Below are 22,712 nucleotides of genomic sequence, written 5' to 3'. Positions count from 1 at the left end.
CCTCAGGCGATGCCTCTGTTCAACATAACCGAACTCAGTGAAAAACTTTCCACCGGTCAGCGGCTGCTGGGAATTGACCCCGGCGCAAAGACCGCCGGGCTTGCTCTGTCAGATGTCATGCTGATGGTCGCCTCTCCATATGGGGCTCTGAAACGCGAAAAACTTTCGCTCATGGCTCAGAAAATCGCGGGGATTGTCAGGGAACAGGATGTCGGAGCGCTTGTGGTCGGACTGCCGCTTTCCATGGATGGTGGATTCGGCCCGGCCGCGCAGGCCGCCCGCGACTGGGCGCAGGCTCTTTCCGACCAGATAAAAATTCCTGCCGTGCTGTGGGACGAGCGATTTTCTTCAAGCGTTGTGAACCGCACCATCATCGGAGAAGCCGATCTGTCCCGGAAGAGGCGGGGAGAAATCGTCGATAAGATGGCAGCGGCTTACATGCTGCAGGGGGCTCTGGATTATCTGTCCATGGAGCGCAGCAGACATTTCTCTTCGTCTGAAGACTGAAGCAGCCTGATCCCAACTTAATGGGAAGTCAGGCTGCGACAGCAGTGCATTTCTCTCTGAGAAAATCCAGTTGCCAGTTCAGTTCCTTCGGCGTCAGCGCGTAAGAACCGTCAGCAGACGGCAGAATGGCGCGCGTCGGCGGGATCAGGGCAAGGTGGATCTGTATTGCCGCAGCCAGAGATGCAGGCAGACCAGCTTTCCATGCCAGGGCGACAAGTCCCCGGGCATTGCGTCCGTTCAGTGTTTCTCTGGTGACATCAGGCGCAATGTTCGGCGTGCGGGCAAGAATCTCGATAATGGCGTCGACATTGTCGTCATGCAGGGCCTGCGTGGCCAGATCGACGATATCGTCATTCATGACCGTAGAAACCGCAGCGTTTCTCGTCGGCTTGATGACTTCCGATGTCGCGGCAAGTTCGAAAGAGAGCTCTCTTTCAATCTTGTGTTTGACCGGCGCCACAAGATTGGCGCAGCGCTCTCTCACAAGGTTTTTCACCGTGGTGATGCACGCATATTCGAGAGTGGTTGGTCTTTCAGGTGACCGCTCCATTTCATCAAGAGCGGGTTCCAGTTCGGTCAGTGGCCGTTCCGCCAGATGCTCAAGAATGGCGTGGGACCGCACCGTCTTGACCGACGGAACCATCTTTCCATTGCGCTGACGGCGGCTGATTTCCTGCTCCAGGGTCGCGTCATCAATCTCGCTCATGAGACGTTCGGCAATGGAAGGGGATTCTGATAGCGGGCCGATGATCGAAATGGCCTGCGCATCACCCGTCGCCTGAGCGATGACACGGCGTGCGCGCTGCCAGCTTTCGGCCATCAGAACGGTCAGGGAGCCCTGAACGGAGGCTGTCAGCGTTTCAATGCGTTGAGCATTGAAGTCGGGGCGAAGAGCCGTAATGCGACTTTTCAGGCATTCCCACAATTCAGGTGTCGTCGTCATTGTGACGGTGGCGGCACTGCGTGGTTTGTCCCGTAATGCGGGACCTGCCGACGTTGGCGGAACAGAAGACAGCGAACGCGTGGGCAGGATCTGAAAAAATTTTGGATCTAATGAAGGGTTCATGTTCATGGTGAAGATTCTTCCAATGAGGTGTGCCAGCGAGCGCCCCCTGCGAGTTTCACGCTGCGCATGGCAAAACTTGCGCGGTCGATAAGCGACTCAACGCTCTCACCCGTCTCCCAATTCCGGGCGGCAAGACCGACCGAGAAAGTGAGGGTGATGGGTTCCGCAACAAAAATGGCTGCGCCGTGCTGACAGAACGCTTCCGCCCGTTCAGCTGCGACAAAATGATCAGCGCCATCGAGCCAGAGCCCGAAAATGTCTCCGCCAAGTCGGCCGGCGAGATCTGTTGGACGAATGGCGTCCCGCAGATAGCTGGCGACCTGCTGAAGGGCGCTGTCCCCGGCTTCGAAACCGAAGCGGGCGTTGATGTCTGAAAAACGATCCAGCCCGATGACCAGCAGGGTGCCGGACAGACGTTCCCGATCCAGCCGAGGCAGCCGCCGGGAAATTTCGGTCAGGAGACCGTTCCGGTTCAGCATGCCTGTAAGCGGGTCAAACCGTGCATTGCGGGCCAGCGCACGGTTGAGGGCGCTCATTTCAAGTGCAGAGGCGAATGTAGCGAGAGCAGCATCCGCCAGATTGGCGTCATCCTGCGACCAGACGCCGACATTGTTTCTCCACAACGCCATGGCGGCCGGCGCATTGTAGCGCACGCGGCTGCGGCAAAGGATGACGTCATGTCCCTCGATCTGCCTGATTTCCGGCTCGAAAGAGAGATTGCCCGCCACCGGCTGCCGCAACATGTCCTCGATCATGGCGTCGAAAGACGGTGTCGAGGTCTGAAGCCGGTGAACGATTTCGTCATCGGAATCGGTTTCGTCGCTGTCTGATTTTCCTTCCGGAGATTCGGAAATCAGCACACCACCGACAGCGCCGAGCATGGCCGCCAGTTCATCGAAGGCGGGTGGAATGCCCAGACGTGACAGGGCGCGTGAGCGCATCGTCGCCGTAATGCGCCGCACGATCTCGCTGTGAAGGCGGGCAACCGCAAGATTGGCGTTCGATCCGACTTCGTCTGACACATCGATGCCAAGGCCCCGCACGCCTGCATGCTGTCCATCCGGGGAGAGCAGGGGGGTTGCATAAACCAGCATGCAGCCAAAAGTACTGTCAGATCTTTTGATCCAGCAGCGGCGGCTGCGGATAACATTCCGTGTCTTGAAAGGGTTGGGAGCCGGAGCCGAATTCACGCAGGGAAGGAGTCTGGTGCCCTCTTCCCCGATCAGTTCCTGATCGTTCCATCCGAGCGCCGGACCAGCCTCGAAAAAGGTGAAACGGCCTTCATTGTCCGTTTCGAAAATAAAATCGGCAACCAGCTGCGTCAGGCTTTTCCAGCGACGACGACTGGCGAGAAGCGCGTCCATCAGTTTGCCATCCTGACCGGGTGGCGACGATTCTGACGCAGGAGAGGAAGGCGTGGTGTTCATGCTTTCGCATTTCATCCGGGAATAGTTTCTGTCTCGTTAAGAGCCGGTTGCGTTGACAGAAGATGCCCCGAACAGCATGGTCCGCCCTTCAGGTAACCTGTGCTGGCCCATTGGCAGGGTCGCCTTTCAGCTATTTTGACTGTGGAAGACGATGAGCGAAGAGAAACTCAGATCCCGGATCGAAGCGCTTTGGGAAGCGCGCACCACTGTGTCGCCAGCCACGACCGGGGATGACCGGTCTGCGATCGAGACGGTCCTTGAAGGACTGGACTCCGGTCGTCTCCGCGTCGCCGAGCCGGGCGAGTCAGGCTGGACGGTTCACGAATGGCTGAAAAAGGCCGTTCTGCTGTCTTTCCGTCTGTTCGATAATGCGATCATCGAAGGTGGCGCTGCTGGCGCTCCGGCTTTCGACAAGGTGCCGCTGAAGTTCGCAGGCTGGGACGCCGCACGCTTTGCGGAAGCAGGCTTCCGCGCCGTTCCGGGCTCCGTTGTCCGTCGTTCGGCCTTCATCGCGCCGGGCGTCGTGCTGATGCCAAGCTTCGTGAATGTCGGTGCGCGTGTTGATTCCGGCACCATGGTCGACACATGGGCCACCGTCGGCAGCTGCGCCCAGATCGGCAAGAACTGTCACATCAGCGGCGGCGCGGGAATCGGCGGCGTGCTGGAGCCTCTGCAGGCTGCTCCCGTCATCATCGAGGATAACTGCTTCATCGGCGCCCGTTCGGAAGTGGCCGAAGGCGTGATCGTCGAGCGCGGCTCCGTCCTGTCGATGGGCGTGTTCCTTGGCGCCTCCACCAAGATCATCGATCGTGCGACGGGCGAGGTCCACATGGGCCGCGTTCCGGCCTACTCCGTGGTCGTCCCGGGTTCGCTACCTGCGAAAGTGCCGCTCAACGCCAATGGTCAGCCCAACCCGTCTCTGGCCTGCGCCGTGATCGTCAAGCGTGTGGACGAACGGACCCGCTCCAAGACGTCCATCAACGATCTGCTGCGTGACTGAGAACACTCCATGACGCGTGCGCTTGATGTTACCGCCCTTGCTTCTGACCTGATTCGTCACCCGTCCGTCAGTCCGGATCCCGGCGAATCCCAGATCGCTCTGGGCGAAACATTAAGCGCCATGGGGTTTGAGGTTTTCCACCTTCCCTTCGGAGAAGGGGCGGAACGCACACCCAATCTCTTCGCCCGACGGGGTGCAGGCGGCCCTCATCTCTGTTTCGCCGGGCATACGGACGTCGTGCCGCCGGGACAGCAGGGCTGGCAGCACGGGCCGTTTGCAGGCTCCGTGGAGAAGGGTGTCCTTTACGGACGGGGCGCCTGTGACATGAAAGGCGGTATTGCCGCCTTTGTCGCCGCCGTTTCTTCCTTTCTTGCGAACACACCCGAACCGCAAGGCTCCATCAGCCTGCTCATTACCGGTGATGAGGAAGGCCCCGCCCGTTTCGGCACCATCAAGGTGCTGGAGTGGATGAAGGACCATGACCAGATCCCGGACTTCTGCGTGGTGGGCGAACCCACCAACCCGACCGTCATGGGCGAAGTCATCAAGATCGGACGACGCGGCAGCATCAATGTCCGTATTACGGTGAAGGGGCGGCAGGGACATGTCGCTTACCCGCATCGTGCGGATAATCCGGTCCACAGGCTGATCCGTATCCTGAGCGAACTGACGGAAAAACCGCTGGATCAGGGTTCGGAATGGTTTGAGCCGTCCAGTCTTCAGGTGACGAGCATGGACGTCGGCAATACCGCCTCGAACGTGATTCCCGCAGAGGCAAAGGCCGCCCTGAATATCCGCTTCAATGATCTTCATACAGGAGCATCGCTGCGGGAATGGATCGAAACCGTCTGTCACCGGCATGCGCCCGACTGTCAGGTCGAGGCCAGCATCAGCGGTGAATCATTTCTGACGCAGCCGGGACCGGAACTGAACGCCCTGAAAGCATCGGTTCAGGATGTGACGGGCAGGGAGCCTCGTCTCGATACGGGCGGAGGCACTTCGGATGCCCGCTTTATCGCCCTGTACTGCCCTGTGGCGGAATTTGGCCTTGTCGGGGCGAGCATGCACCAGATTGACGAGCACGTCGCCGTTTCAGATCTCGATACCCTGAAGCGTGTTTACGAACGGCTTTTGGAAAGGACAGTGGCGTGAGTGGCGTTTTCAAAGGTAATACAACGCCCAATCCAAAGTCGATCCTGGAAGGCATGACGCTGCTCGCCAGCGGAAAGTCAGAAGGGATTCAGCGTTTCGGCAACTCCGTTGAGCATCTCCTCGCGGCTCTCGCTCCCGGTCTGGCCATGTGTCTTGTCGGTCTGTTGACGGTGCCGTTGCAGAAAAACCCGGCGCTTGGCTTTATTCGCGTCGAGCTGTCTTTCTGCACGCTGCTGGCGCTTCCCGTGTTTTCATGGTTTTTCGCGAAAAAATGGGGCAGGGAAGAACTCTGGCTACGTTACGCAACGGCTGCCAGTTGGTGTGAGTGGATAACCGTTCTGGTGTCCGCCATAGCAATGGCTATTGGGAGTCTGCTGTTTTCGTCTCTCGCCGAGACAACCGGATTTGCCATCGCGATTGTTTTCAGTAGCGATCTCTATGGAATCTGGCTCGGGGTATTCGTCGCTAAAGTCGGACTTCGCCTGAGCTGGCCGCGTGCTGTGATCCTCTATGGATCAACATTCTGCTTTGCCCTGATCTGCTATGCTCTGGCCTCGCTGCTGCCCCCCCACTACAATTTCATCAACGATCTCCTGCAGCCTGTTGTCACGGCACAGGCTTCCTCTTCTTCCGCAACCTGAGGCCGGCGTCCGTTGTCAGCAGTGCTGCTGTTTTTGTCAGCACTGTCGCTTCGTTGAAAAGAGAGAGGGCGCGCATGTGTCCGGCTTTCCCCATTTTCATCCGTAGCGACTGATCCCGAACAAGTCTGTTCAGCGCGTCAGCCAGAGAGGCGCTCTCTCCCGCGGGAACCAGCAGCCCCGTTTCATCCTGCACAACCTGTTCCCGTGAGCCTCTGATATTTGTGGCGACCACAGGCAGACCACTCAGCATGGCTTCGATGATCGACATGGGAAGACCTTCGAAATGACTGGGCAGCGTGAAGATATCCGCTGCGGCCAGGATTGCCGGAATATCCGTACGATAGCCTAGCATCCGAAGTCTGCTACCGAGCATGTCATGAGCGCGCTGGAAATATGGCTCCAGCACTTCACCATGATCGCTTGAAAGCCGCTCTCCCACGATCCAGAGTTCCGCGTCAGGAACGCTCTCCATTGCGGCCAGAAGCTCGGGATAACCTTTGTGTCTGACCAGTCTTGAGACGGCGACCATCACGACACGGTCAGATGGGACATTCAGTGACGTCCTGATCCGTTCACGCGCAACCAGATCCGGGTGGAAAATCTCCGGATCCCGCCCGTTTCCAACCGCTATGGGGTTGGAGTGGATATGCAGACGTCGGGCGTCCTGCGCTTCTTCCTGCGAAACCGTCAGATAGATATCGGTGATGCGTCCGGCCAGCCATTCAAGTGTGAACGCCAGCGCGTGACGGAAAAAGGAGCCGGGCTGATTGAACAGATAACCGTGGCAGGTATAGGCGATGCAGGGCACGCCACAGAGCTTCGCCGCGAAACGCGCCAGCAGTCCGCTGATCGGCATGTGCGCATGCACCAGATCCGGTTTTTCCTGCCGGATGACCCGGAGCAGCGCAATAAAGGCACGCGTCTGGGCCTTTAATGAAAAGGATCGGGCCATGGGCACAGCGACAATACGAAAATCTTCCGCCCGCGCATCCTGAAGAAGTGGTCCTTCAGCACAGCATCCGATGACATCGTGACCTTCCGCCCGCAACTGCCGCATCAGTGGCAGCAGGAAGTGGCGAAGCGAAAAATCGACGTTGGTGACCTCAAGGATCTTCACGGTATTCTCTTGCCTGTCACCGGCCTTCAGGCATCAAGCCGCGTGAAGGCCCAACGGATGGCATTTGCCAGAACCGGAGGCACAGGCGGCTGGACAGGGCGTTCCAGATCCGAAACCTCGTCCATTCTTCCGCTGTCGCTTTCGGCTGAGAGATTTTCCTGATCGTTGACCTGGCCGTCTTCTGACGCCGCATTGTCATCAAGAGGTGCGCGATCTTTCTCCTGATCGGCTGCACCATCAGCTTCCTGTGCTTCCTCAATGGCTTTAGCCAGAGGGATCTGCTCTTTTTCGTCCTGAGCAGACTCTGAAACGCGCACCTCGGAAGGCTGGTTTGTCGCACCGGTTGCGGTCTGCTCATCCTGTTTGGCGGCAGGGTGAGAGGAAGAACTTTCCGACTGGCTGTCCGCAGGAACAGCAGGGACGACAGGACTGACTTCTGATGGCCGGACGACAATCTGCTGGGTGGGAGTCGGCTCCTTGAACCCGAAGTAAATGCTGTCTTCTATCGTGGAATAACCGTCGCTCCGGAACTTCCAGACTTCATCTCCGGCATGCAGCAGGATGTCGGTCTCTTCCAGTTCGACGCGCACGGAGGGATGAAGATGAAAGCGCAGGACGAACTCCGGCGGATCACCGGCCGTATCAAGCCTGTCTTCTCCTCGCAGATCCGTCCCTTCTCCCGAGAGAAACATGCGTCTCCGGTATGATCCGCAACCGACCGGACGATAGCAGTCTGACGCCAGCTCGATCATATGGTCGATGCCGGAGACAGAGTGTTCCCACGTCACATCAGGACGCACATCCACAGAGCCATCCCGTCGCCAGAGCACAGGAGGACAGGCCGGGATCGAAAGGACGGAGTGAGCCGGGGCGTCCCGCAGGGCTTCATGCCAGCCGGAACGAGGGCTGGCGCCGCAATTGACGACAATCTGTGAGCGTCCGGAAGACAGTTCCATCGACATGAGCCCACCATGGGCGAGGGCGTCGAACCCGGGAGGCGGAGGGCCTCCGGCATCGACGAACAGCACTGTATTGCCGGAAGTCGCCCTTACAAAACGGCCATCACGCATGTTGCGGGCGAGGATGTTTCCTCGCGGCATGGCGCGGGCGATAATCAGATCAATCAGCGTCGGCTCATGCGACCATGTGCCGTTGAACAGGGCGAGACGACCATCCCCATGGCGAAAGGCGCGGAGCACCGGAGCCATGCGGTCAAGCGCGGAGGCGAGCGTGGTTGGCATCGGAATGCGGGCCGACTGAAGCATCAGCCGCATCTCGGCCAGTTCCCGCAACACGAGAAGCTGCGCGCCGGGACTTCGGGAGGCATGACAGCCATCCGGCAGGATCTGCATTTCCAGTTCAGGGTCGATCAGCCGCATATAGCGGGCAAGAAAGGCTTTCTGTTCCGGAATGGCGACAGCAGTCGCCAGCAGACCTTTCAGACCGCGAAGCGCGGTCCAGTCATGGTGTTCCGTCGGCAGAATGGCGGCTAGCGTCCGGGCTTCGAGAACGATCCTCTGGAGAAGCGCCCGCCGATAGTCCTCGTCGGCGGAGGCCGCGAAAAAATCATATTGCGCCAGCCACGCGGCGATACGGGCTCCGGTCGTCGAGGAATCTTCCAGAGGGGTCATGCCGATGGGCTGGGCAATCCAGTCCGCAACGAGAGCACGGGCCTGAGCGCGCGCAGACTCGGACCCGAGTTCCCTCAGATCCCGCAACCATTCAAAGCTCTGGAACCAGTCCCGAAACAGGGGCGACCAGTTATCGTCGGACCAGACACCTTTACGGATCGAGATGGTTTCGCCGCCGTGAGAGGCCGTCCCGCGTACGAGCAACTCGCCGTTGCCCGCGTCACCGGGCCAGAGGTCACGAACAGTCTGCGCCGGAGTGGAGGGGATGGACCTCAGACCACCCAGAGGGCCGAGCAGCGCAAAAGAAAGTCGCGCATCACGCCACCATCGGCCCAGACCCATACTCAAGCTCCTCCTCAACCCATCTCGTCAGAAACGCACGACAACAGTTTCTAGTTGCTGTTCCGTAGCGCCCTGATGGCCGCCGCATAATCTTCACGCCCGTAAACCGCACTGCCTGCAATCAGAACGTCCGCACCCGCGGCGACAGCCAGAGGAGCCGTTTCCGGATCAATGCCGCCATCGACCGCCAGCCTGACCGGTCTGCCGCATGACTTTATCATATCACGCAAAGTTTTGATTTTTCGTGTCTGGCCATGCAGGAACTTCTGCCCCCCAAACCCCGGATTGACGGACATCACAAGAATGATGTCCACCAGATCAAGCACTTCCGACAGGGCTTCCGGCGGTGTGGCCGGACACAGTGAAACACCTGCCTTTACGCCCAGCGCCTTGATGGCCTGCAGTGAACGGTGCAGATGCGGCCCGGCCTCGGCATGAACCGTAATGTGGTCGGCTCCGGCGCTGGCGAAGGCCTCCAGAAAAGGATCGACAGGCTCGATCATGAGATGCACGTCGAACGGCAGCTTCGAATGCGGACGAAGCGCTTTTACGATGGTCGGTCCGAAAGAAATATTCGGCACGAAATGACCGTCCATCACATCCAGATGGACCCAGTCGGCGCCGGCTTTTTCTATGGCGGCGACCTCCTCGCCCAGTCGGGCGAAGTCGGCGGCCAGAATGCTCGGTGCAATCAGAGGAGAAGAAATACTGGTCATGGCCTCGTTATCGGCAAACATTGGCAGGGGCGCAACAGGTGTTCTGGCGGCTTTTGCATAAAATTCAGTGAAGCTGGTCTTGGTTGTCTTCTTTTTTGTTACAAATAGAACAGTTTTCGGAAACCTGATGATAACGCACAATCAGTCATTAAGATGGCGCATCGAATGGACTGATCAAGAATATGTCGGCCAGGTTGTCAGTTCATGAACGTAACGCTCAATGGTATGGCAAAAAAGCAGCTCGATAAGATTGATTGGCATTAAGGATCAACGGACTATCGCTGACGTAAAAGTCTGAAAACAAAGCTCATTTAAAAGAGGATGATGAATTTTATTTAATCGGACTCATTGTAGAACGCGTCAGGCGGTCACCAGAACAATTTCCAGCATCAGATGTTCCACGGCGCTAAACGCAGAAAGAAACATGCCCCGCGCGATTATCCGGAAACGAGGTCGCGTGGAAAGCGACGGGCAGGTCAGCCGGAAGAAAAGAAGGATCTAACGCGCCCTGCCGAATACTGAACGTAACTGGTTGCCGCCAGTTCTTCAGAGACGCGATTTCTTTCGCGAGCATGTGCGCCCTTGCGGTCTCCAAAGGCGAATTCCCCAGAATGGCCGTTGCGGAAGACAGGGGCAGCGCGCTCTGCCCGGCTCGCATTGAAAAAGCCTGAAACGCCTCTGAAATATCGTCCGTCAGCGGAGAAAAATCACGCATGCCGAAAGTGACGCCCGAAACGCAGCCAGGTGTCGGCGTTGTGAACAGCAAGGCGTCGATGGGAAACCCCTCGCTGCTACCGTAGCTTGCAAGAACAACGTCCGCCGCATCCGGAAAGCGGAAGAACGTCGCCTGACGATCGCCCGTCCATGAATCGCCGGAACGAATCATGCAGCCGGTATGAGGAGACGGGATGCGAAAGAACCAGCGTTCGAACAGTTCCGTCTGATACCAGAACAGCCTGCCGGGAGCGGTGGCGGACTGTTTGTCGGTCACAAAATTCAGGATGGCCTGCAACCCCGGAAGAACACCCAGCATCTCACGCCACAGGATGCGACCCTCCGGCGTGTCGATATGCTCTATCCGGGCAGGTTCCATCCCTGCAGCCCTCAGCTTTCCTTGATGAAGCGCGCCGCGAAGAAGCCATCCATCCCGCCGAGGTCCGGCCAGAGACCGGGATGGGTGCGCACCCATCCTTCAGCCGTCAGGGCCTCGGGAAGATCCTGCATTTCTTCCGGCCTGATCGGATCGGCCCTCAGTCCGAACTGACCGGCAATCTTGCGGGCCTGATCCGGTCCTTCTTCCTGCTGAAGCGAGCAGACGGCGTAAACAAGACGACCGCCCGGTTTCAGCATCCGTGCCGCAGCCGCAAGAAGACCCGTCTGTGCTTCGATCAGTGCGGCGAAATCACGGGGACGCTTGATCCACAAGGCATCCGGATGACGCCGCGCCGTGCCGGTGGCGGAACAGGGGGCGTCCAGCAGAATGGCGTCGAGCGGCGCTTCCGGCTGCCAGGCCGCCGCGTCGGCACAGACTGTCCTGACGGTGTCCAGCTTCAGGCGTGTGAGGTTTTCCTTCAGCCGCTCCAGACGGGCAGGGTCGCGTTCCAGCGCCGTCACCTGCGCGCCTGTGCAGGCGAGCTGCGCCGTCTTGCCGCCGGGAGCCGCGCAGAGATCGGCCACATGCTCACCCGGTTTCGCAGCAAGAAGACGTGCCGGAAGGGCGGCGGCGGCGTCCTGCACCCAGAATGTGCCCTCCTCGAAGCCGGGCAGATCGGGAACGCGGGTTCCGGCCGGGAAGCGCACTGATCCGGTGGGAAGGACAATCCCTTCTTCCATCGGAGGGGCGTCAGATTTCAGCGTCAGATCGAGCGGCGCTTCCTGCGCCAGACCACGGGCGATTTTGCGGGCTACGCCCGGGCCGAGATATTTCCACGAAGACCACATCCAGCCGGGGATGTTGAGCCGTTCCTGATCCAGCCCTTCCAGCAGCGTCGCGCCCTGTGTGGCGACCTTCCGCAGAACGGCGTTCGCCAGTCCGGCGAACGGCGCGAGGTCACGGCGGCGCAGCAGGTTGACCGTGGTGCCGACGGCAGCATGCGGCGGTGTTTCAAGGAACAGTAGCTGGCAGGCCCCGATGAGCAGCGCGACACGAACCGGCTCCGGCGGCTGCTTGCGGAGGAACGGCTCCAGCACGGTGGACAGCGTTCCCAGATGGCGAAGCGTCGCGGCTCCCAGACGGTGGGCGGCCGCACGGTCACGCGGCTCGGCCTCGCGTGCTTCCTGCGAACGACCGAGCGTCGTTTCCAGCATGCGGCGATTTTCGATCACGCCCCGTACGATGTCGTACGCAATTTCCCGTGTCGGATCGGGCACAACCGGCGCGGCTGGCGTGCGTGACCGGCGTGCTCTGGGCTGCCCTGTTTTGGCAGAGGCGGTCTTTTTTGACCCGTTGCGGGAGCGGGGCTGCGAAGTATTTGACGGAATGTTCATTGTTCCCGGTGTGAATATCGGCTGGCGAGGACATCGCACGTCAGGCTGGTCGGTGCCAGTGGGTTTTTAGCTGCCGACAGGTTTTTAGCAGTACGTTTTCAGTGAGCGCATTTCGTATTTCATACCACACTGGATGTTTGAAAGGACATGGCCGGACCACCCATGGAGACTCTCATCGTCGATCCGATCCCGATGCGACAGACACTTTCTCTTTCCACCGGGATCACCATTTTTCTCCCAACGACCAGTCCTCTCTGTGGCGGCATGGCTCTCCGGGTTTACCCTGAAGAACAGCCTCAGCTTCTCGTACCCAACCCCTTCGGAACCGGGGTGATGGTGGCGGGAGTGGAGGGGCAGGACAGTCTCGGCTTCACACTGACGGCGTTCGATCGGGTGCTCATCCGCCAGATGGCCTCCTTCAGGACGCTGACGCCACAGGATGTCAGGGAACGGTTTCTCGACACTGCGGCCAAAGGATTCGCAGGACGCGAGACGCAGAAGCTTGCGCGTATCGCAACCAACGGACGAACCGTCAGGCGGGCCGCCATTCACCGCAAAGTGTCTGAACTGCTCACCGGCATCCACCTGCATCCTGGCCTGTCAGCCTATCTGGAAAATATTTTTTTCCATCTCGGATTTGCTCCGGAATGCATACGCGCAGGCAGAGGCGCGTTCGCACTCAACGAGCGCACTCCACCCCGTCTGTCGATTATCCGGAATGCGCTGAGGGGACTGGCTCCCTCACTCAATTCCCTTGAGGGAAACGCCCTGACGACGGAGCGTGTGATCGCGGTGGCTACGGAAGCCCTGCGACGCATCGAGGCGCTCTATGGAGCGCACGCAGGACTTCTCAACGATCCGGCTCGTCTTGCGCATTTCAATGTCTCGTACGAGGGGGCGATCAGGGAAGTCGCCACCCTTGATGGCTGGGTGCGCTTTGCCCTGATGCTCGAGGAGATTCCCCGTGCGCCATGTGCTGTGCACATGCTCGCCGATCTGGCGTCGCTGGTGCAGATTCTGTCTCACAGCAATCATGCGTCGGCGGTGCGCTCGCCTCTGGCCAATGTCAGCAGGCCATCGCTCTCTTCATGGCCGCATGAAGTCGATCGCGGCCTCTACATCGAAGAACGCAACGAGAGACTGATTCACATGAGTCTCCTTTACGATATCAAGGAGAACTGAGCATGGCGCTTCCTGCTTTATCCGAGGCCCGGCGTGATCAGTTTTCTGCTGAAGGACCAGTCGCAACCTCCTTCACCCTGCTGTTTCGTCCTCTCTGGCCGATTATCGTTCCGTCCACGGAGTGGATGAAATCAAGCGAGCTTTCCGTGCGATCCATCCCGGATACGTTGCTGGAACCGCTGCGTATCTGGATCATGAACTGCTTTCCGCAGGCGCGGCTTGTCGCGAAACTCATTGAACTGGGCGACGGGCTGCATCTGCCGGAGAGAGACCCTCTGGATGAGACGGAATGGGCGGACCCGTTGTGGCGCGCCTCGCAAATGCTGTGGGAGCGTGCCGCGGATGTTCTGTCGCGCCCGATTCCATCTGCCGTGCTGGAGGAAATGTCAGAGACTTCAGGCCTCCGGACGGCCAGCATCGAAGCTCTTCTTCCCGCAATCCAGCTTGTCTTCGCAGGGGCGCGACACTTCTTCCAGCCCAGAAAGGCTGTCGTGCCGGTCATTCCGGACAGAGAGGATCTTGCCCTGCTGCTGAAAGAGGCGGCGGACAGAGGGGTGACGGCCTGGTGTTTCGCTCTCACGCTGCTCATGACTTCCAGAAACGAGATCGACGTCGTCCTGCCGACTGCCCGTGCAGTGGCGCATATTCAGCCAGACGCCAGAATGTGGCTGGAACTCTGTGATCAGGCCGTCACGGGCGTCTATCAGCTGTTCAATGCGCGTTGCGATCGGATCAGCAGGGAAATCGCCCGGATCAGACCTGTGGAAAGATCGGACCGCCGGGTTCTTCTCTGGCTGGAGGCGAATGAGCAGGCGACGATCCATGCTCTCATCCGCTTTGCCGGACGATGCTCGATTTACGGGGCGGCTGCGGCTGCGTTGATGGAATCTGTCGCCAAAGCGGCAAAAGCCCAGTTCGCCCTGCTTGTGCAGGAAGATCTGCTGATTGGCTGGCCGGTCACGACATGGCCTGACTCCCTGATGATCTCTTTCGAAGTAGGCAATCGTCGCTTCCGTCAGCTTGTCGCGCTTGGCGGCAGCTTTTCCCGCTTTGCAGATTATCGTGGCGGGATTGACCAGCTGGTGACCCACTATATGGACGATCGGATAACCGGTCTGAGCTTCGCTGAAAAAATACACGCCTGTGAAATGCTTCAGGCGTCTCACAAGCCATCACCCATGCTGCTGAATTATCTTCAGCTTCTGCCATCGCCAGTACAGGGTAAAATTTTCGTACGAAAGAGTGTCTCTCTCACCATGCCATGGTCTGCATCTGCTCGCTGAGCCAGAGATGCGCAGAGAGGCGGGTGGGTGCGTCACCAGTCTGAATACGCTACGAGAGGGACGCCTTTGGCGGCCTGAAGATTTTTCTGCGAGCGACAGACCTGATGCCACTTCCCGGAGACCGATTATTTACGCACTGTCTTCGTGTGGTGATGGGAAGTGTCGCAGTAGTCTGGCTGACTGGCCTTCTTCACTGCCCGCTCGCCAGTGCAGGTGAAGAGTCCGGCGCAAAACCAGGGCGGGTGATCTCTCTCAATCTCTGTACGGACCAGCTCGTCCTGCTGCTGGCTGACCCTTCGACCATTGTCGGACTGTCCCAACTGGCCTCCGACTGCGCCAATGCTCCCATGTGCGACATGGCGCGTCATTATCCGGCATTTCGCACAAACGCAGAAACCATCCTGTCCCTGAAACCGGATCTCGTTGTCACAGGCACATCGACCATGCCTGTAACCCTGCTGGCGGCAAAATCTGTTGGCACGCGCCTCGAAATGTTCGGACCCGCCCATTCGCTCGCGGATATTCCTGCCGCCATACGCAGAATGGCCAGACTACTGGGCGTTCCGGAACGTGGCGAGGTTCTGGTGAAGGCTTTTGACGAGAGACTGGCGCGTCTTTCATTGCCGTTATCTCCGGATGCCCCGGAGGCGGTGATTTACGCAGCCAACGGCTTTGTCACCGGAACCAATTCATTGCCGGACGATGTGCTGCATCATGCAGGATTCAGGAATTTCTCGACAGGCACAGGCACAGGCAGGAAACGGACGCATGCGATGTCGCTGGAAAAACTGATCGCAGCCCAACCGGATCTGCTGATCCTTGACCGCTCGGGGCAGGGCACCTCGCAGGCACAGGCATTGCTGGATAATCAGGCGCTGGCGAGCGCTTTCCGTGGCACACACCGCGTCAATATTCCTGCGTCTCTCTGGTTGTGCGGTTTGCCGCAAACCCTTGATGCGCTCGAGGAGCTGTCAAAAGCACGCAAAATGATGCAGGGGGATGGGAAATGACACGCCACCCTGATCGTATCCTGCTGATTACCCTGACTTCAGTTCTGATCCTGCTGTTTGGACTGGCGCTTGTGCGTGGTGAGACGGCATTGCCTTTTCTTCCGGCTCTTGAAGATTTTCTGGTAGGACGAGACACGGTTGGAGCCGTTATTCTTGGCCAGCTCAGACTGCCGCGTGCGCTGCTCGCCGTCATGATTGGCGGCTCGCTGGGACTTTCCGGAGCAGTCCTGCAAGGGTATCTGCGTAATCCCCTTGCCGATCCCGGTCTGCTCGGCGTGTCCAGCGGCGCGGCTTTGGGGGCGGTGCTGGTATTTTATACCGGTCTGGCTGGCGCTTTCAGTTTCGCGTTGCCGCTTGGAGGACTGGCCGGAGCCCTGCTGGCGGTTGTGCTGCTGCTCGGACTGGCAGGGCAGGGAGGTGTCGTCAGTCTGCTGCTGGCCGGAACCGCGCTGACAAGCTTTTTCGCCGCCATGACAGCCCTGACGCTCAATCTTGTGCCGAGCCCCTATGCTTCCTTTGAAATCATGCACTGGCTGATGGGGTCTCTGGCGGACCGTACCATGCTTCAGGTCTGGCTTTGCCTGCCGGGAATTTTTCTGGGTTCCCTGCTGATGGCCATGAGCGGGCGTGTGCTGGATGCGCTGACGCTTGGCGATGAGGTGGCTGAGAGTCTCGGCTTTACGCTGAAAGGTATGTGGGGCGCCCAGAATCGTATCGTTCTTGGATCGGCGCTGGCTATTGGTTCCGGTGTCGCTGTCGCCGGGGCGATCGGGTTTATCGGTCTCGTCGTGCCGCACCTTCTCAGGCCGCTGACGGGACACCGTCCGGGCCGACTGTTGCTCCCATCGTTTCTGGGCGGAGCCATTCTTCTCCTGCTGGCCGATATTTGTGCGCGGTTCATTCCTACACACACGGAACTGCATGTCGGCGTGCTGACAGCCCTGACAGGAGCGCCGCTGTTCTTCTGGCGGGTCAGCGTTTTGAGAAAAAACGGTTCATGAACACATGTCCTGAAATCCTTCGCGCTGATCATGCGACATTACTCTACGGGAACTCGCCCGTTCTCCGGGATGTTTCGCTTTCTGTCCGCACCGGGGAAGTGTTCGGCCTGATAGGCCCGAATGGTGCCGGCAAGAGCTCTTTGCTTCGTGTTCTTGCCGGATTGCAGGCCCCCGATGAGGGGAGTGTGCAGATGGAAGGGGTCAATCTCGCTGAAAAGGCAGCCTTGTGGAGAGCTCACAGAATAGCGTTCCTGCCGCAGGAGGCCGAAACGCTCCCTCCGATGGCAGTGCGGGAGCTTGTGTCGTTGGGGCGCATTCCTTTTGGAAAAGGGCAGTCTGACGAAGATAGGTTGGCTGTAGAAGAAGCATTGCAGCAGACCCGGACACTGGAGTTTGCCCATCGGGCTGTGACGGCCCTGTCGGGAGGCGAGCGTGCGCGCGTTCTGCTTTCACGGGCGCTGGCTGTCCGGGCGCCTGTTTTGCTGGCGGATGAACCGATTGCAGCACTTGATCCTGCGCACGCTCTATCCGTGATGAATCTATTCCATGACCTGTCGCGAAAGGGCGTTGCTGTCGTCGTGGTTCTGCATGATCTCGCTCTCGCGTCCCGTTTCTGTGACCGGGTGGGTCTCCTGAAAGACGGAAAGCTCGTTTCAATGGGAGCGCCCGCAGACGTATTGACGGACAATATGGTTTCCACGGTCTATGGCGTGACGGTGCAGCGGGTATGCAATGCTGTCATTCCGTGGGATCTGATTTGAAATCCGCACCGAGTATTTCCGGTTTGAAAAAGATTTATTCCTGTAAAACAGGCACATCAAATGCATATTAATGTTTTATTGACGTTTGTTACTTTCTGATGCTTTTGTTCCTCCCGAGCGCTCGAAGATGTTTTAATTGGGAGAGAAAAATGCGTGAACTCAATGTAGCTGAAACGGAAGAAGTTTCGGGTGGTTGCTGTCTTCTGCTGGGTGGTCTCGTCCTGGGCGCTCTGGCCGGCCTCGATAAATGGGGCGGCAGCAGCTGGGGTGGCAATGGCGGCGGTTGTGGCCCGGCACCTGCTCCGGCTCCCTCCAACAACTGCGGTTGCGGCACGTCTTCATTCCCGGTGGCCAATGGCGGCTGGATCGGCGGCTCCTTCAATGATGTTCTGAACAACATCATCCATAGCGCCTGAGATCGGCTTTCTGGTCAGTTCTGAAAACATATCCGTTTTCAGAGAATACTACTGGTCAGAAAAAAGTTGCCCGACTTGCTCGGGCAACTTTTTCATGTGTTCGTTTTCGAATTGAAATCAGTATTCTGAAACAGGATCAGGCAAAAGTATCGACGCCGTCATCGCTGGAAGAAGCCGTTGAACTGCGGGGCGTTCCCTCAGTCGTCTGAGAAACAATATTTCCACTTGAATCAGTAACCGTGATGGTCATTGTTCCATCGCTGTTCATGGTCTCTGACGTGGTATCGGCAGAGGATGTCGATGACGTCGAGGAACTTGAGCTGGAGCTCGTATCTGACGAAGACGACGTATTGAAAAGGCTTGCGATCGATGAGCCGCCGATGGAAGAGATTGAAGAGGACATGGATTGAACTCCCGATGTGGATACAATTTCATTTTCAGTCGGAATCAATTAACGAGAAGTGAAATCCTGTGTAACGAAGGGAAACTCCAAAAAATTTGGAGTCATTTCTTTTAATGTTGTCTGAATATATTAAGTCTTGTTTTGTTTTTTCATATGGATATTTGTTATTCCATATTTCATGAAGTCTTCTGTCAGTTCACCTCGGCGTTTAAAGCATCGTCGGAATGTGTCGATAATCGAAAAGAGTGGCAAGGTCGCTCCGTTCATATCTGAGAGTGCGCAGCCACAGCGCCAACGGTGACAGCAGACCAGTATCCAGAATGACCTGCGCAAAGCCAGGTCTGCATATACTACAGGCCAAGATTAAAAGACGAAAAACCCCTCAGACCACGTCCGAGAGGTTTATCGATCTGGAAAGCTGTATAAACAGCCTCCTTTACGCAGTCTGAAGCTGTTTCTGCACAAGCGTAATCAGGGCAGGCACAACGGACGTATCCGCCAGAGACGACAGATCACCAAGGCTGTCCGTTTCGTTGGAAGCAATCTTGCGCAGCAGACGACGCACAATCTTGCCAGAACGTGTCTTGGGAAGTTCAGTGACCAGGTAAATCTTTTCCGGTGCGGCATAGCGGCCCACACGCTCGCTGATGACCTTGCTCAGGTGCGCTTCGGACGGCAGCGTCTTGGTGTTGCGCGCTACCACAAACACGACAATACCCTGACCTTTCAGATCGTGACTGACACCGACAGCCGCCGCCTCCGCCACGGAGTGATCCGTCGCGACAGCATCCTCGATCTCGGCCGTGCCAATACGGTGTCCTGACACATTGATCACATCATCCATGCGGCCCGTGATCATGAGATTGCCATCAGCATCCCGGCGCGCGCCATCCCCGGAAAAATACCGACCTTTGCTGAAGGTGAAATAGGTTTCCCGAAACCGCTTGTGGTCTCCCCAGATGGACCGGGTCTGACCGGGCCAGGACTCATCGAAGCACAGGCAGCCTTCCGCTTCCCTGTTCTCGATGATTTCACCTTTCTCATTGGTGAGAGAAGGAACAATTCCGGGCAGACCCGTCGTCGCCCAGCCGGGTTTCAGCTTCTGCGCCCCGGCGATGGCGCTCAGCATCGGCCCGGCCGTTTCCGTCTGCCACCACATGTCGATGACCGGACATTTCTTCTGTCCGATCACTTCATAATACCACACCCACGCATCCGGACTGATCGGCTCACCCGCAGACCCCAGCCGACGGAGAGACGCAAGAGAATACTGGCGAGGCAGGTCATCGCCATCCCGCATCAGCGCACGAATGGCGGTGGGAGCCGTGAAGAAACTCGACACATTGAAGCGGTCGATAATCTCCCACCAGCGCCCGGCCTGCGGCCATCCCATCAGCCCCTCGAACAGCAGGGTCGTTGTGCCGTTCGCCAGCGGTCCGTACACCACGAAAGTATGACCCGTAATCCACGCAACATCGGCCGTGCACCAGTGCGTTGTGCCCCGTTCCGCCGGGAAGGTGACATCCACGGTATAAGCCGCCCAGACGAGATAACCGCCCGTTGTATGCACAATCGCCTTGGGTTTTCCCGTGCTGCCGGATGTGTAAAGCAGGAAGAGCACATCTTCCGCATTCATGATCTCGGGTTCGCAGATGTCTGACTGCCCGGACACCAGTTCTGCATAATCATGATCACGTCCCGGCGTCATGGGGGTGCTGGTATCGCTGACATTCACGACGATGACGTTCTTAACACTGCCGATGGAGCCAGTATGTTTCAGCGCAGCGTCGATCACCGCCTTGTGCGGAATGGTTTTCGCCCCGCGTCTGGCCGCATCACAGGTAATGACGGCCACGGCCCCACTGTCGATCAGACGTTCACCAATACCCTCCGGTGAAAACCCGCCGAACAGCACCACATGCACCGCGCCAATACGGGCGCAGGCCAGCATGCACGCGACCACCTCGACGGTCATGGGCAGATGAATCGCCACGCGATCACCGCGCCTCACCCTCAGACTTTTCAGGGCGTTGGCCACCCGACAGACTTCGGCATGCAGTTCGCGGAAGGTGAGCTGACGCGACACACCCGGATCGTTTCCCTGCCAGATCAGCGCAGTCTGGTCTCCACGCTCTTTCAGATGGCGGTCCAGACAGTTGACCGAGACATTGAGCCTGCCATCCTCATACCAGCGGATGGATACCTCGTCCTCAAAAGTCGAACGGTTTCCAACAGAGGGAAAACGCTCCCAGTCAAGACGTCTTGCCTGTTCCAGCCAGAAGGTTTCAGGATCAGCCTGCACCTGCTCACGCATCGCCCTGATCTGCGACGCCTTGTCCGGATCAACGCTTTCAATATCCCAAATGGCGAGATCGGTCTGGGGTGTGGACACCTGTTCTTCTCCTGAATGGAAACGGGCGATGTAAAATCGCCCGGATGGTGTGACCTTGGATGTGAGAGTGATGTGTTCAGGCCGCTATGGTCGGCAGAACGGTTTCCACAATGCTGCGGTCCAGCGCCTCGTATTCATGATAACGCAGCGTCCTGTACAGTTCCTCCCGCGTCTGCATGCGCGGAAGCATGGCCTCCGTACTGCCGTCACGGGCGATGGTGGCATACAGATCGGCCTGCGCCCTGTTGGCCACACGCAGCGAACTGACCGGCCAGATGATCATGCTGTAGCCCATCTCCTCGAACTCTTTCGCCGTGTAGAACGGCGTGCGCCCGAACTCGGTCATGTTGGCCAGCAGCTTCACACCCGGCATCCGCCTCGCAAATTCGCGGAACATCTCGGCATTGGTCAGCGCTTCCGGAAAGATCGCGTCCGCGCCAGCTTCGATATACTTTTTCGCACGGGCGACAGCGCCATCAATGCCTTCGCTGGCGGCGGCGTCCGTCCGGGCCACGATGACCAGATCACGACGCGCCCGACGGGCCGCGCTGACCTTCATGGCCATCTCATCCGCACTGGCGAGTTTCTTGTCGTTCAGATGTCCGCACTTCTTCGGCAGAAGCTGGTCTTCCAGATGCAACGCTCCCGCGCCAGCATCCTCGAACGCGCGAACCATGTTCATCACGTTCAGGGTTTCGCCATATCCCGTGTCACCATCGACAAGAAGCGGAAGAGCCGAGGAACGGACGATCTGACGGATGAAGAACTCCACCTGATCGATGGTGATGATCCCCAGATCCGGCAGCCCCATGCTGGCCGTCATGGCCGCGCCAGAGAGATAGAGCGCCTGAAATCCCGCATCCTTCGCCTGCAGCGCGGCCTGACCGTTATGAGCGCCCGGTAATTGTAAAATTCCCGGAGCGTCAAGGAGTTTGCGGAACCGGTTGCCTGCTGATTCCGAGGGGGCTTCCGCGCCAACCAGATAGGTCATGCTGCTTTCTCCTGCGCACTGCGGTTATGGATATGAATGAAAGCCCGGTCTTCCGGTCCGACATATTCTGCGGAAGGACGGATGATCTTGCCGTTTTCACGCTGCTCGATCACATGCGCGCTCCATCCCGCGGAACGGGCGATGACGAAGATGGGGGTGAACATCGCCGTCGGGATGCGCATCATGTTGTAGGAAACGGCGCTGAACCAATCGAGGTTGGGGAACATCTTCTTGGTGTCCGCCATGACCGCTTCAATGCGTTCCGCCACATTGTAGAGACGCATCGAGCCGTTCCTGCGTGACAGCGCATAAGCCGTGTTCTTGATGATCTCGTTGCGTGGATCAGCGATTGTGTAAACCGGATGCCCGAAGCCGATGACAACCTCGCGGTTGTCCACACGCCTGCGGATATCGGCCTCCGCCTCGTCCGGCGTCTGGTAACGCTGCTGGATTTCAAGCGCCACTTCATTCGCGCCGCCATGTTTCGGACCACGCAGGGCGCCGATCCCGCCACACAGCGCCGAATACATGTCCGAGCCCGTGCCGGCGATCACGCGACAGGTGAAAGTTGACGCATTGAACTCATGTTCTGCGTAGAGAATGAGCGACACATGCATGGCCTTCACCCATTCTTCCGACGGCGTCTTGCCGTGCAGGAGATGGAGGAAATGGCCACCGACCGTGTCATCGTCCGTCTCGACCTCAATCCGACGCCCGTTGGTGGCGTAGTGATACCAGTAGAGCAGGATCGAGCCGAGAGACGCCACGCAACGGTCCGCAATCTCCCGCGCGCCGACCGGGTTCTGGTCGCGACGTTCCGGCAGCACGCATCCCAGCGCGGAGAGGCCCGTCCGCATGACATCCATCGGATGCGAGGCAGCCGGAACCTGTTCCAGAACACGCTTCACCTGCTCGGGCAGGCCACGCATGGACCGCAGATTTTCCTTGTATTCGGCCAGTTCCGACGGATCAGGAAGATGACCATGAATGAGCAGATGAGCGACCTCCTCATATTCACAGTGCTCGGCCAGATCCCTGATGTCATAGCCACGGTAATGCAGGTCGTTGCCGCTCTGGCCGACCGTGCACAGGGCGGTTGTCCCCGCAGTAACGCCTGACAGGGCAACCGACTTCTTCGGACGTTTTTCGTGAGAGGTTTGCGTCATGGTCTGCGTCTCCTCTTTCTT

General features: G+C 58.4%; 20 protein-coding genes and 1 pseudogene. 11 read left to right on the top strand and 10 right to left on the bottom strand.

Annotated features, from left to right (window positions below; genetic code table 11):
• Positions 1-9: 9 nt before the first annotated feature.
• The gene (ruvX, locus tag GVI59_RS02885; protein WP_173573043.1) at positions 10-507 is read left to right on the top strand and encodes a Holliday junction resolvase RuvX; all 498 of its coding nucleotides are present in this window, start codon (positions 10-12) and stop codon (positions 505-507) included.
• Between the two features lie 28 nt (positions 508-535).
• Here the strand turns inward: ruvX and GVI59_RS02880 are convergent, their stop codons facing one another.
• Both GVI59_RS02880 and GVI59_RS02875 read right to left on the bottom strand, forming a co-directional pair.
• Positions 536-1,450 (bottom strand): hypothetical protein, encoded by a 915-nt coding sequence (locus tag GVI59_RS02880; protein WP_242012914.1) that lies wholly within the window; start codon positions 1,448-1,450, stop codon positions 536-538.
• A gap of 125 nt (positions 1,451-1,575) precedes the next feature.
• Entirely contained in the window at positions 1,576-3,000 is a 1,425-nt protein-coding gene (locus GVI59_RS02875) for a sensor domain-containing diguanylate cyclase (RefSeq protein WP_173572812.1), read from the bottom strand.
• Between the two features lie 151 nt (positions 3,001-3,151).
• Here GVI59_RS02875 and dapD point away from each other — a divergent pair, with 151 nt between their 5' ends.
• The 3 genes from dapD to GVI59_RS02860 are packed head-to-tail and all read left to right on the top strand — an operon-like array spanning position 3,152 to position 5,793.
• Complete coding sequence (gene dapD / locus GVI59_RS02870) at positions 3,152-4,000, top strand: 2,3,4,5-tetrahydropyridine-2,6-dicarboxylate N-succinyltransferase (RefSeq protein ID WP_173572811.1); 849 nt, start codon at positions 3,152-3,154, stop codon at positions 3,998-4,000.
• Positions 4,001-4,009: 9 nt separating this feature from the next.
• On the top strand, positions 4,010-5,152 hold the full coding sequence (dapE, locus tag GVI59_RS02865; RefSeq protein ID WP_173572810.1) for a succinyl-diaminopimelate desuccinylase: 1,143 nt from the start codon (positions 4,010-4,012) through the stop codon (positions 5,150-5,152).
• Entirely contained in the window at positions 5,149-5,793 is a 645-nt protein-coding gene (locus GVI59_RS02860) for a hypothetical protein (protein ID WP_173572809.1), read from the top strand. Before dapE ends, GVI59_RS02860 begins: the two co-directional genes overlap by 4 nt.
• Here the strand turns inward: GVI59_RS02860 and GVI59_RS02855 are convergent.
• From GVI59_RS02855 to GVI59_RS02835, 5 genes are all read right to left on the bottom strand, one after another.
• Complete coding sequence (locus GVI59_RS02855; RefSeq protein ID WP_173572808.1) at positions 5,759-6,910, bottom strand: glycosyltransferase; 1,152 nt, start codon at positions 6,908-6,910, stop codon at positions 5,759-5,761. The two genes, GVI59_RS02860 and GVI59_RS02855, sit on opposite strands and share 35 nt — an antisense overlap.
• A gap of 26 nt (positions 6,911-6,936) precedes the next feature.
• Positions 6,937-8,883 carry a heparinase II/III family protein gene (locus GVI59_RS02850; RefSeq protein WP_173572807.1) on the bottom strand — a complete coding sequence of 649 codons (1,947 nt, stop codon included), beginning with the start codon at positions 8,881-8,883 and terminating at the stop codon, positions 6,937-6,939.
• Positions 8,884-8,933: 50 nt separating this feature from the next.
• Positions 8,934-9,599 carry a ribulose-phosphate 3-epimerase gene (gene rpe, locus GVI59_RS02845; RefSeq protein ID WP_173572806.1) on the bottom strand — a complete coding sequence of 222 codons (666 nt, stop codon included), beginning with the start codon at positions 9,597-9,599 and terminating at the stop codon, positions 8,934-8,936.
• Between the two features lie 406 nt (positions 9,600-10,005).
• On the bottom strand, positions 10,006-10,692 hold the full coding sequence (locus GVI59_RS02840; protein ID WP_173572805.1) for a hypothetical protein: 687 nt from the start codon (positions 10,690-10,692) through the stop codon (positions 10,006-10,008).
• An 11-nt stretch (positions 10,693-10,703) separates the two neighbouring features.
• Complete coding sequence (locus GVI59_RS02835; protein WP_173572804.1) at positions 10,704-12,086, bottom strand: RsmB/NOP family class I SAM-dependent RNA methyltransferase; 1,383 nt, start codon at positions 12,084-12,086, stop codon at positions 10,704-10,706.
• A 147-nt stretch (positions 12,087-12,233) separates the two neighbouring features.
• On the opposite strand from GVI59_RS02835, the gene GVI59_RS02830 reads away from it, so the two are divergent.
• From GVI59_RS02830 to GVI59_RS02800, 7 genes and pseudogenes are all read left to right on the top strand, one after another.
• Entirely contained in the window at positions 12,234-13,268 is a 1,035-nt protein-coding gene (locus GVI59_RS02830) for a hypothetical protein (RefSeq protein WP_173572803.1), read from the top strand.
• A 2-nt stretch (positions 13,269-13,270) separates the two neighbouring features.
• Positions 13,271-14,551, top strand: a complete 1,281-nt coding sequence (locus tag GVI59_RS02825) for a hypothetical protein (protein ID WP_173572802.1) — start codon at positions 13,271-13,273, stop codon at positions 14,549-14,551.
• Positions 14,552-14,703: 152 nt separating this feature from the next.
• Entirely contained in the window at positions 14,704-15,561 is an 858-nt protein-coding gene (locus GVI59_RS02820; protein WP_173573042.1) for an ABC transporter substrate-binding protein, read from the top strand.
• Positions 15,558-16,562, top strand: coding sequence for a FecCD family ABC transporter permease (locus GVI59_RS02815; protein ID WP_173572801.1), 1,005 nt, complete (start codon positions 15,558-15,560; stop codon positions 16,560-16,562). The genes GVI59_RS02820 and GVI59_RS02815 overlap by 4 nt, the downstream gene beginning before the upstream one ends.
• 74 nt (positions 16,563-16,636) lie before the next feature.
• A pseudogene (locus GVI59_RS02810) lies at positions 16,637-17,323 on the top strand (ABC transporter ATP-binding protein); the annotation flags it as partial.
• Positions 17,324-17,472: 149 nt separating this feature from the next.
• A complete protein-coding gene (locus GVI59_RS02805; protein ID WP_173572799.1) occupies positions 17,473-17,739 on the top strand; it encodes a hypothetical protein in 267 nt (88 codons plus the stop codon).
• A gap of 239 nt (positions 17,740-17,978) precedes the next feature.
• A complete protein-coding gene (locus GVI59_RS02800) occupies positions 17,979-18,149 on the top strand; it encodes a hypothetical protein (protein WP_173572798.1) in 171 nt (56 codons plus the stop codon).
• Positions 18,150-18,578: 429 nt separating this feature from the next.
• Here GVI59_RS02800 and acs read toward each other — a convergent pair whose 3' ends face one another.
• The 3 genes from acs to prpC all read right to left on the bottom strand — a co-directional run bounded on the left by acs (position 18,579) and on the right by prpC (position 22,691).
• On the bottom strand, positions 18,579-20,534 hold the full coding sequence (gene acs / locus GVI59_RS02795; RefSeq protein ID WP_173572797.1) for an acetate--CoA ligase: 1,956 nt from the start codon (positions 20,532-20,534) through the stop codon (positions 18,579-18,581).
• A 76-nt stretch (positions 20,535-20,610) separates the two neighbouring features.
• The gene (gene prpB, locus GVI59_RS02790; protein ID WP_173572796.1) at positions 20,611-21,525 is read right to left on the bottom strand and encodes a methylisocitrate lyase; all 915 of its coding nucleotides are present in this window, start codon (positions 21,523-21,525) and stop codon (positions 20,611-20,613) included.
• Entirely contained in the window at positions 21,522-22,691 is a 1,170-nt protein-coding gene (gene prpC / locus GVI59_RS02785; protein WP_173572795.1) for a bifunctional 2-methylcitrate synthase/citrate synthase, read from the bottom strand. The genes prpB and prpC overlap by 4 nt, the downstream gene beginning before the upstream one ends.
• Positions 22,692-22,712 lie beyond the last annotated feature (21 nt).

Origin of the sequence: Acetobacter sicerae (assembly GCF_011516765.1) — a bacterium.
Lineage (GTDB): Bacteria > Pseudomonadota > Alphaproteobacteria > Acetobacterales > Acetobacteraceae > Acetobacter > Acetobacter sicerae.
Note: the sequence above shows the minus strand (reverse complement) of the source record. Positions and strands in the feature narration are given on the sequence as shown.

What these genes read in the sequence shown, in the direction of transcription:
- GVI59_RS02850 (WP_173572807.1), bottom strand. Translation starts at nt 8,883, where the DNA reads ATGGGTCTGGGCCGATGGTGGCGTGATGCGCGACTTTCTTTTGCGCTG.
- GVI59_RS02820 (WP_173573042.1), top strand. Translation starts at nt 14,704, where the DNA reads ATGGGAAGTGTCGCAGTAGTCTGGCTGACTGGCCTTCTTCACTGCCCG.
- GVI59_RS02805 (WP_173572799.1), top strand. Translation starts at nt 17,473, where the DNA reads ATGCGTGAACTCAATGTAGCTGAAACGGAAGAAGTTTCGGGTGGTTGC.
- ruvX (WP_173573043.1), top strand. Translation starts at nt 10, where the DNA reads ATGCCTCTGTTCAACATAACCGAACTCAGTGAAAAACTTTCCACCGGT.
- GVI59_RS02825 (WP_173572802.1), top strand. Translation starts at nt 13,271, where the DNA reads ATGGCGCTTCCTGCTTTATCCGAGGCCCGGCGTGATCAGTTTTCTGCT.
- prpB (WP_173572796.1), bottom strand. Translation starts at nt 21,525, where the DNA reads ATGACCTATCTGGTTGGCGCGGAAGCCCCCTCGGAATCAGCAGGCAAC.
- GVI59_RS02830 (WP_173572803.1), top strand. Translation starts at nt 12,234, where the DNA reads ATGGCCGGACCACCCATGGAGACTCTCATCGTCGATCCGATCCCGATG.
- GVI59_RS02840 (WP_173572805.1), bottom strand. Translation starts at nt 10,692, where the DNA reads ATGGAACCTGCCCGGATAGAGCATATCGACACGCCGGAGGGTCGCATC.
- GVI59_RS02835 (WP_173572804.1), bottom strand. Translation starts at nt 12,086, where the DNA reads ATGAACATTCCGTCAAATACTTCGCAGCCCCGCTCCCGCAACGGGTCA.
- rpe (WP_173572806.1), bottom strand. Translation starts at nt 9,599, where the DNA reads ATGACCAGTATTTCTTCTCCTCTGATTGCACCGAGCATTCTGGCCGCC.
- dapE (WP_173572810.1), top strand. Translation starts at nt 4,010, where the DNA reads ATGACGCGTGCGCTTGATGTTACCGCCCTTGCTTCTGACCTGATTCGT.
- dapD (WP_173572811.1), top strand. Translation starts at nt 3,152, where the DNA reads ATGAGCGAAGAGAAACTCAGATCCCGGATCGAAGCGCTTTGGGAAGCG.
- GVI59_RS02875 (WP_173572812.1), bottom strand. Translation starts at nt 3,000, where the DNA reads ATGAACACCACGCCTTCCTCTCCTGCGTCAGAATCGTCGCCACCCGGT.
- GVI59_RS02815 (WP_173572801.1), top strand. Translation starts at nt 15,558, where the DNA reads ATGACACGCCACCCTGATCGTATCCTGCTGATTACCCTGACTTCAGTT.
- GVI59_RS02880 (WP_242012914.1), bottom strand. Translation starts at nt 1,450, where the DNA reads ATGACGACGACACCTGAATTGTGGGAATGCCTGAAAAGTCGCATTACG.
- prpC (WP_173572795.1), bottom strand. Translation starts at nt 22,691, where the DNA reads ATGACGCAAACCTCTCACGAAAAACGTCCGAAGAAGTCGGTTGCCCTG.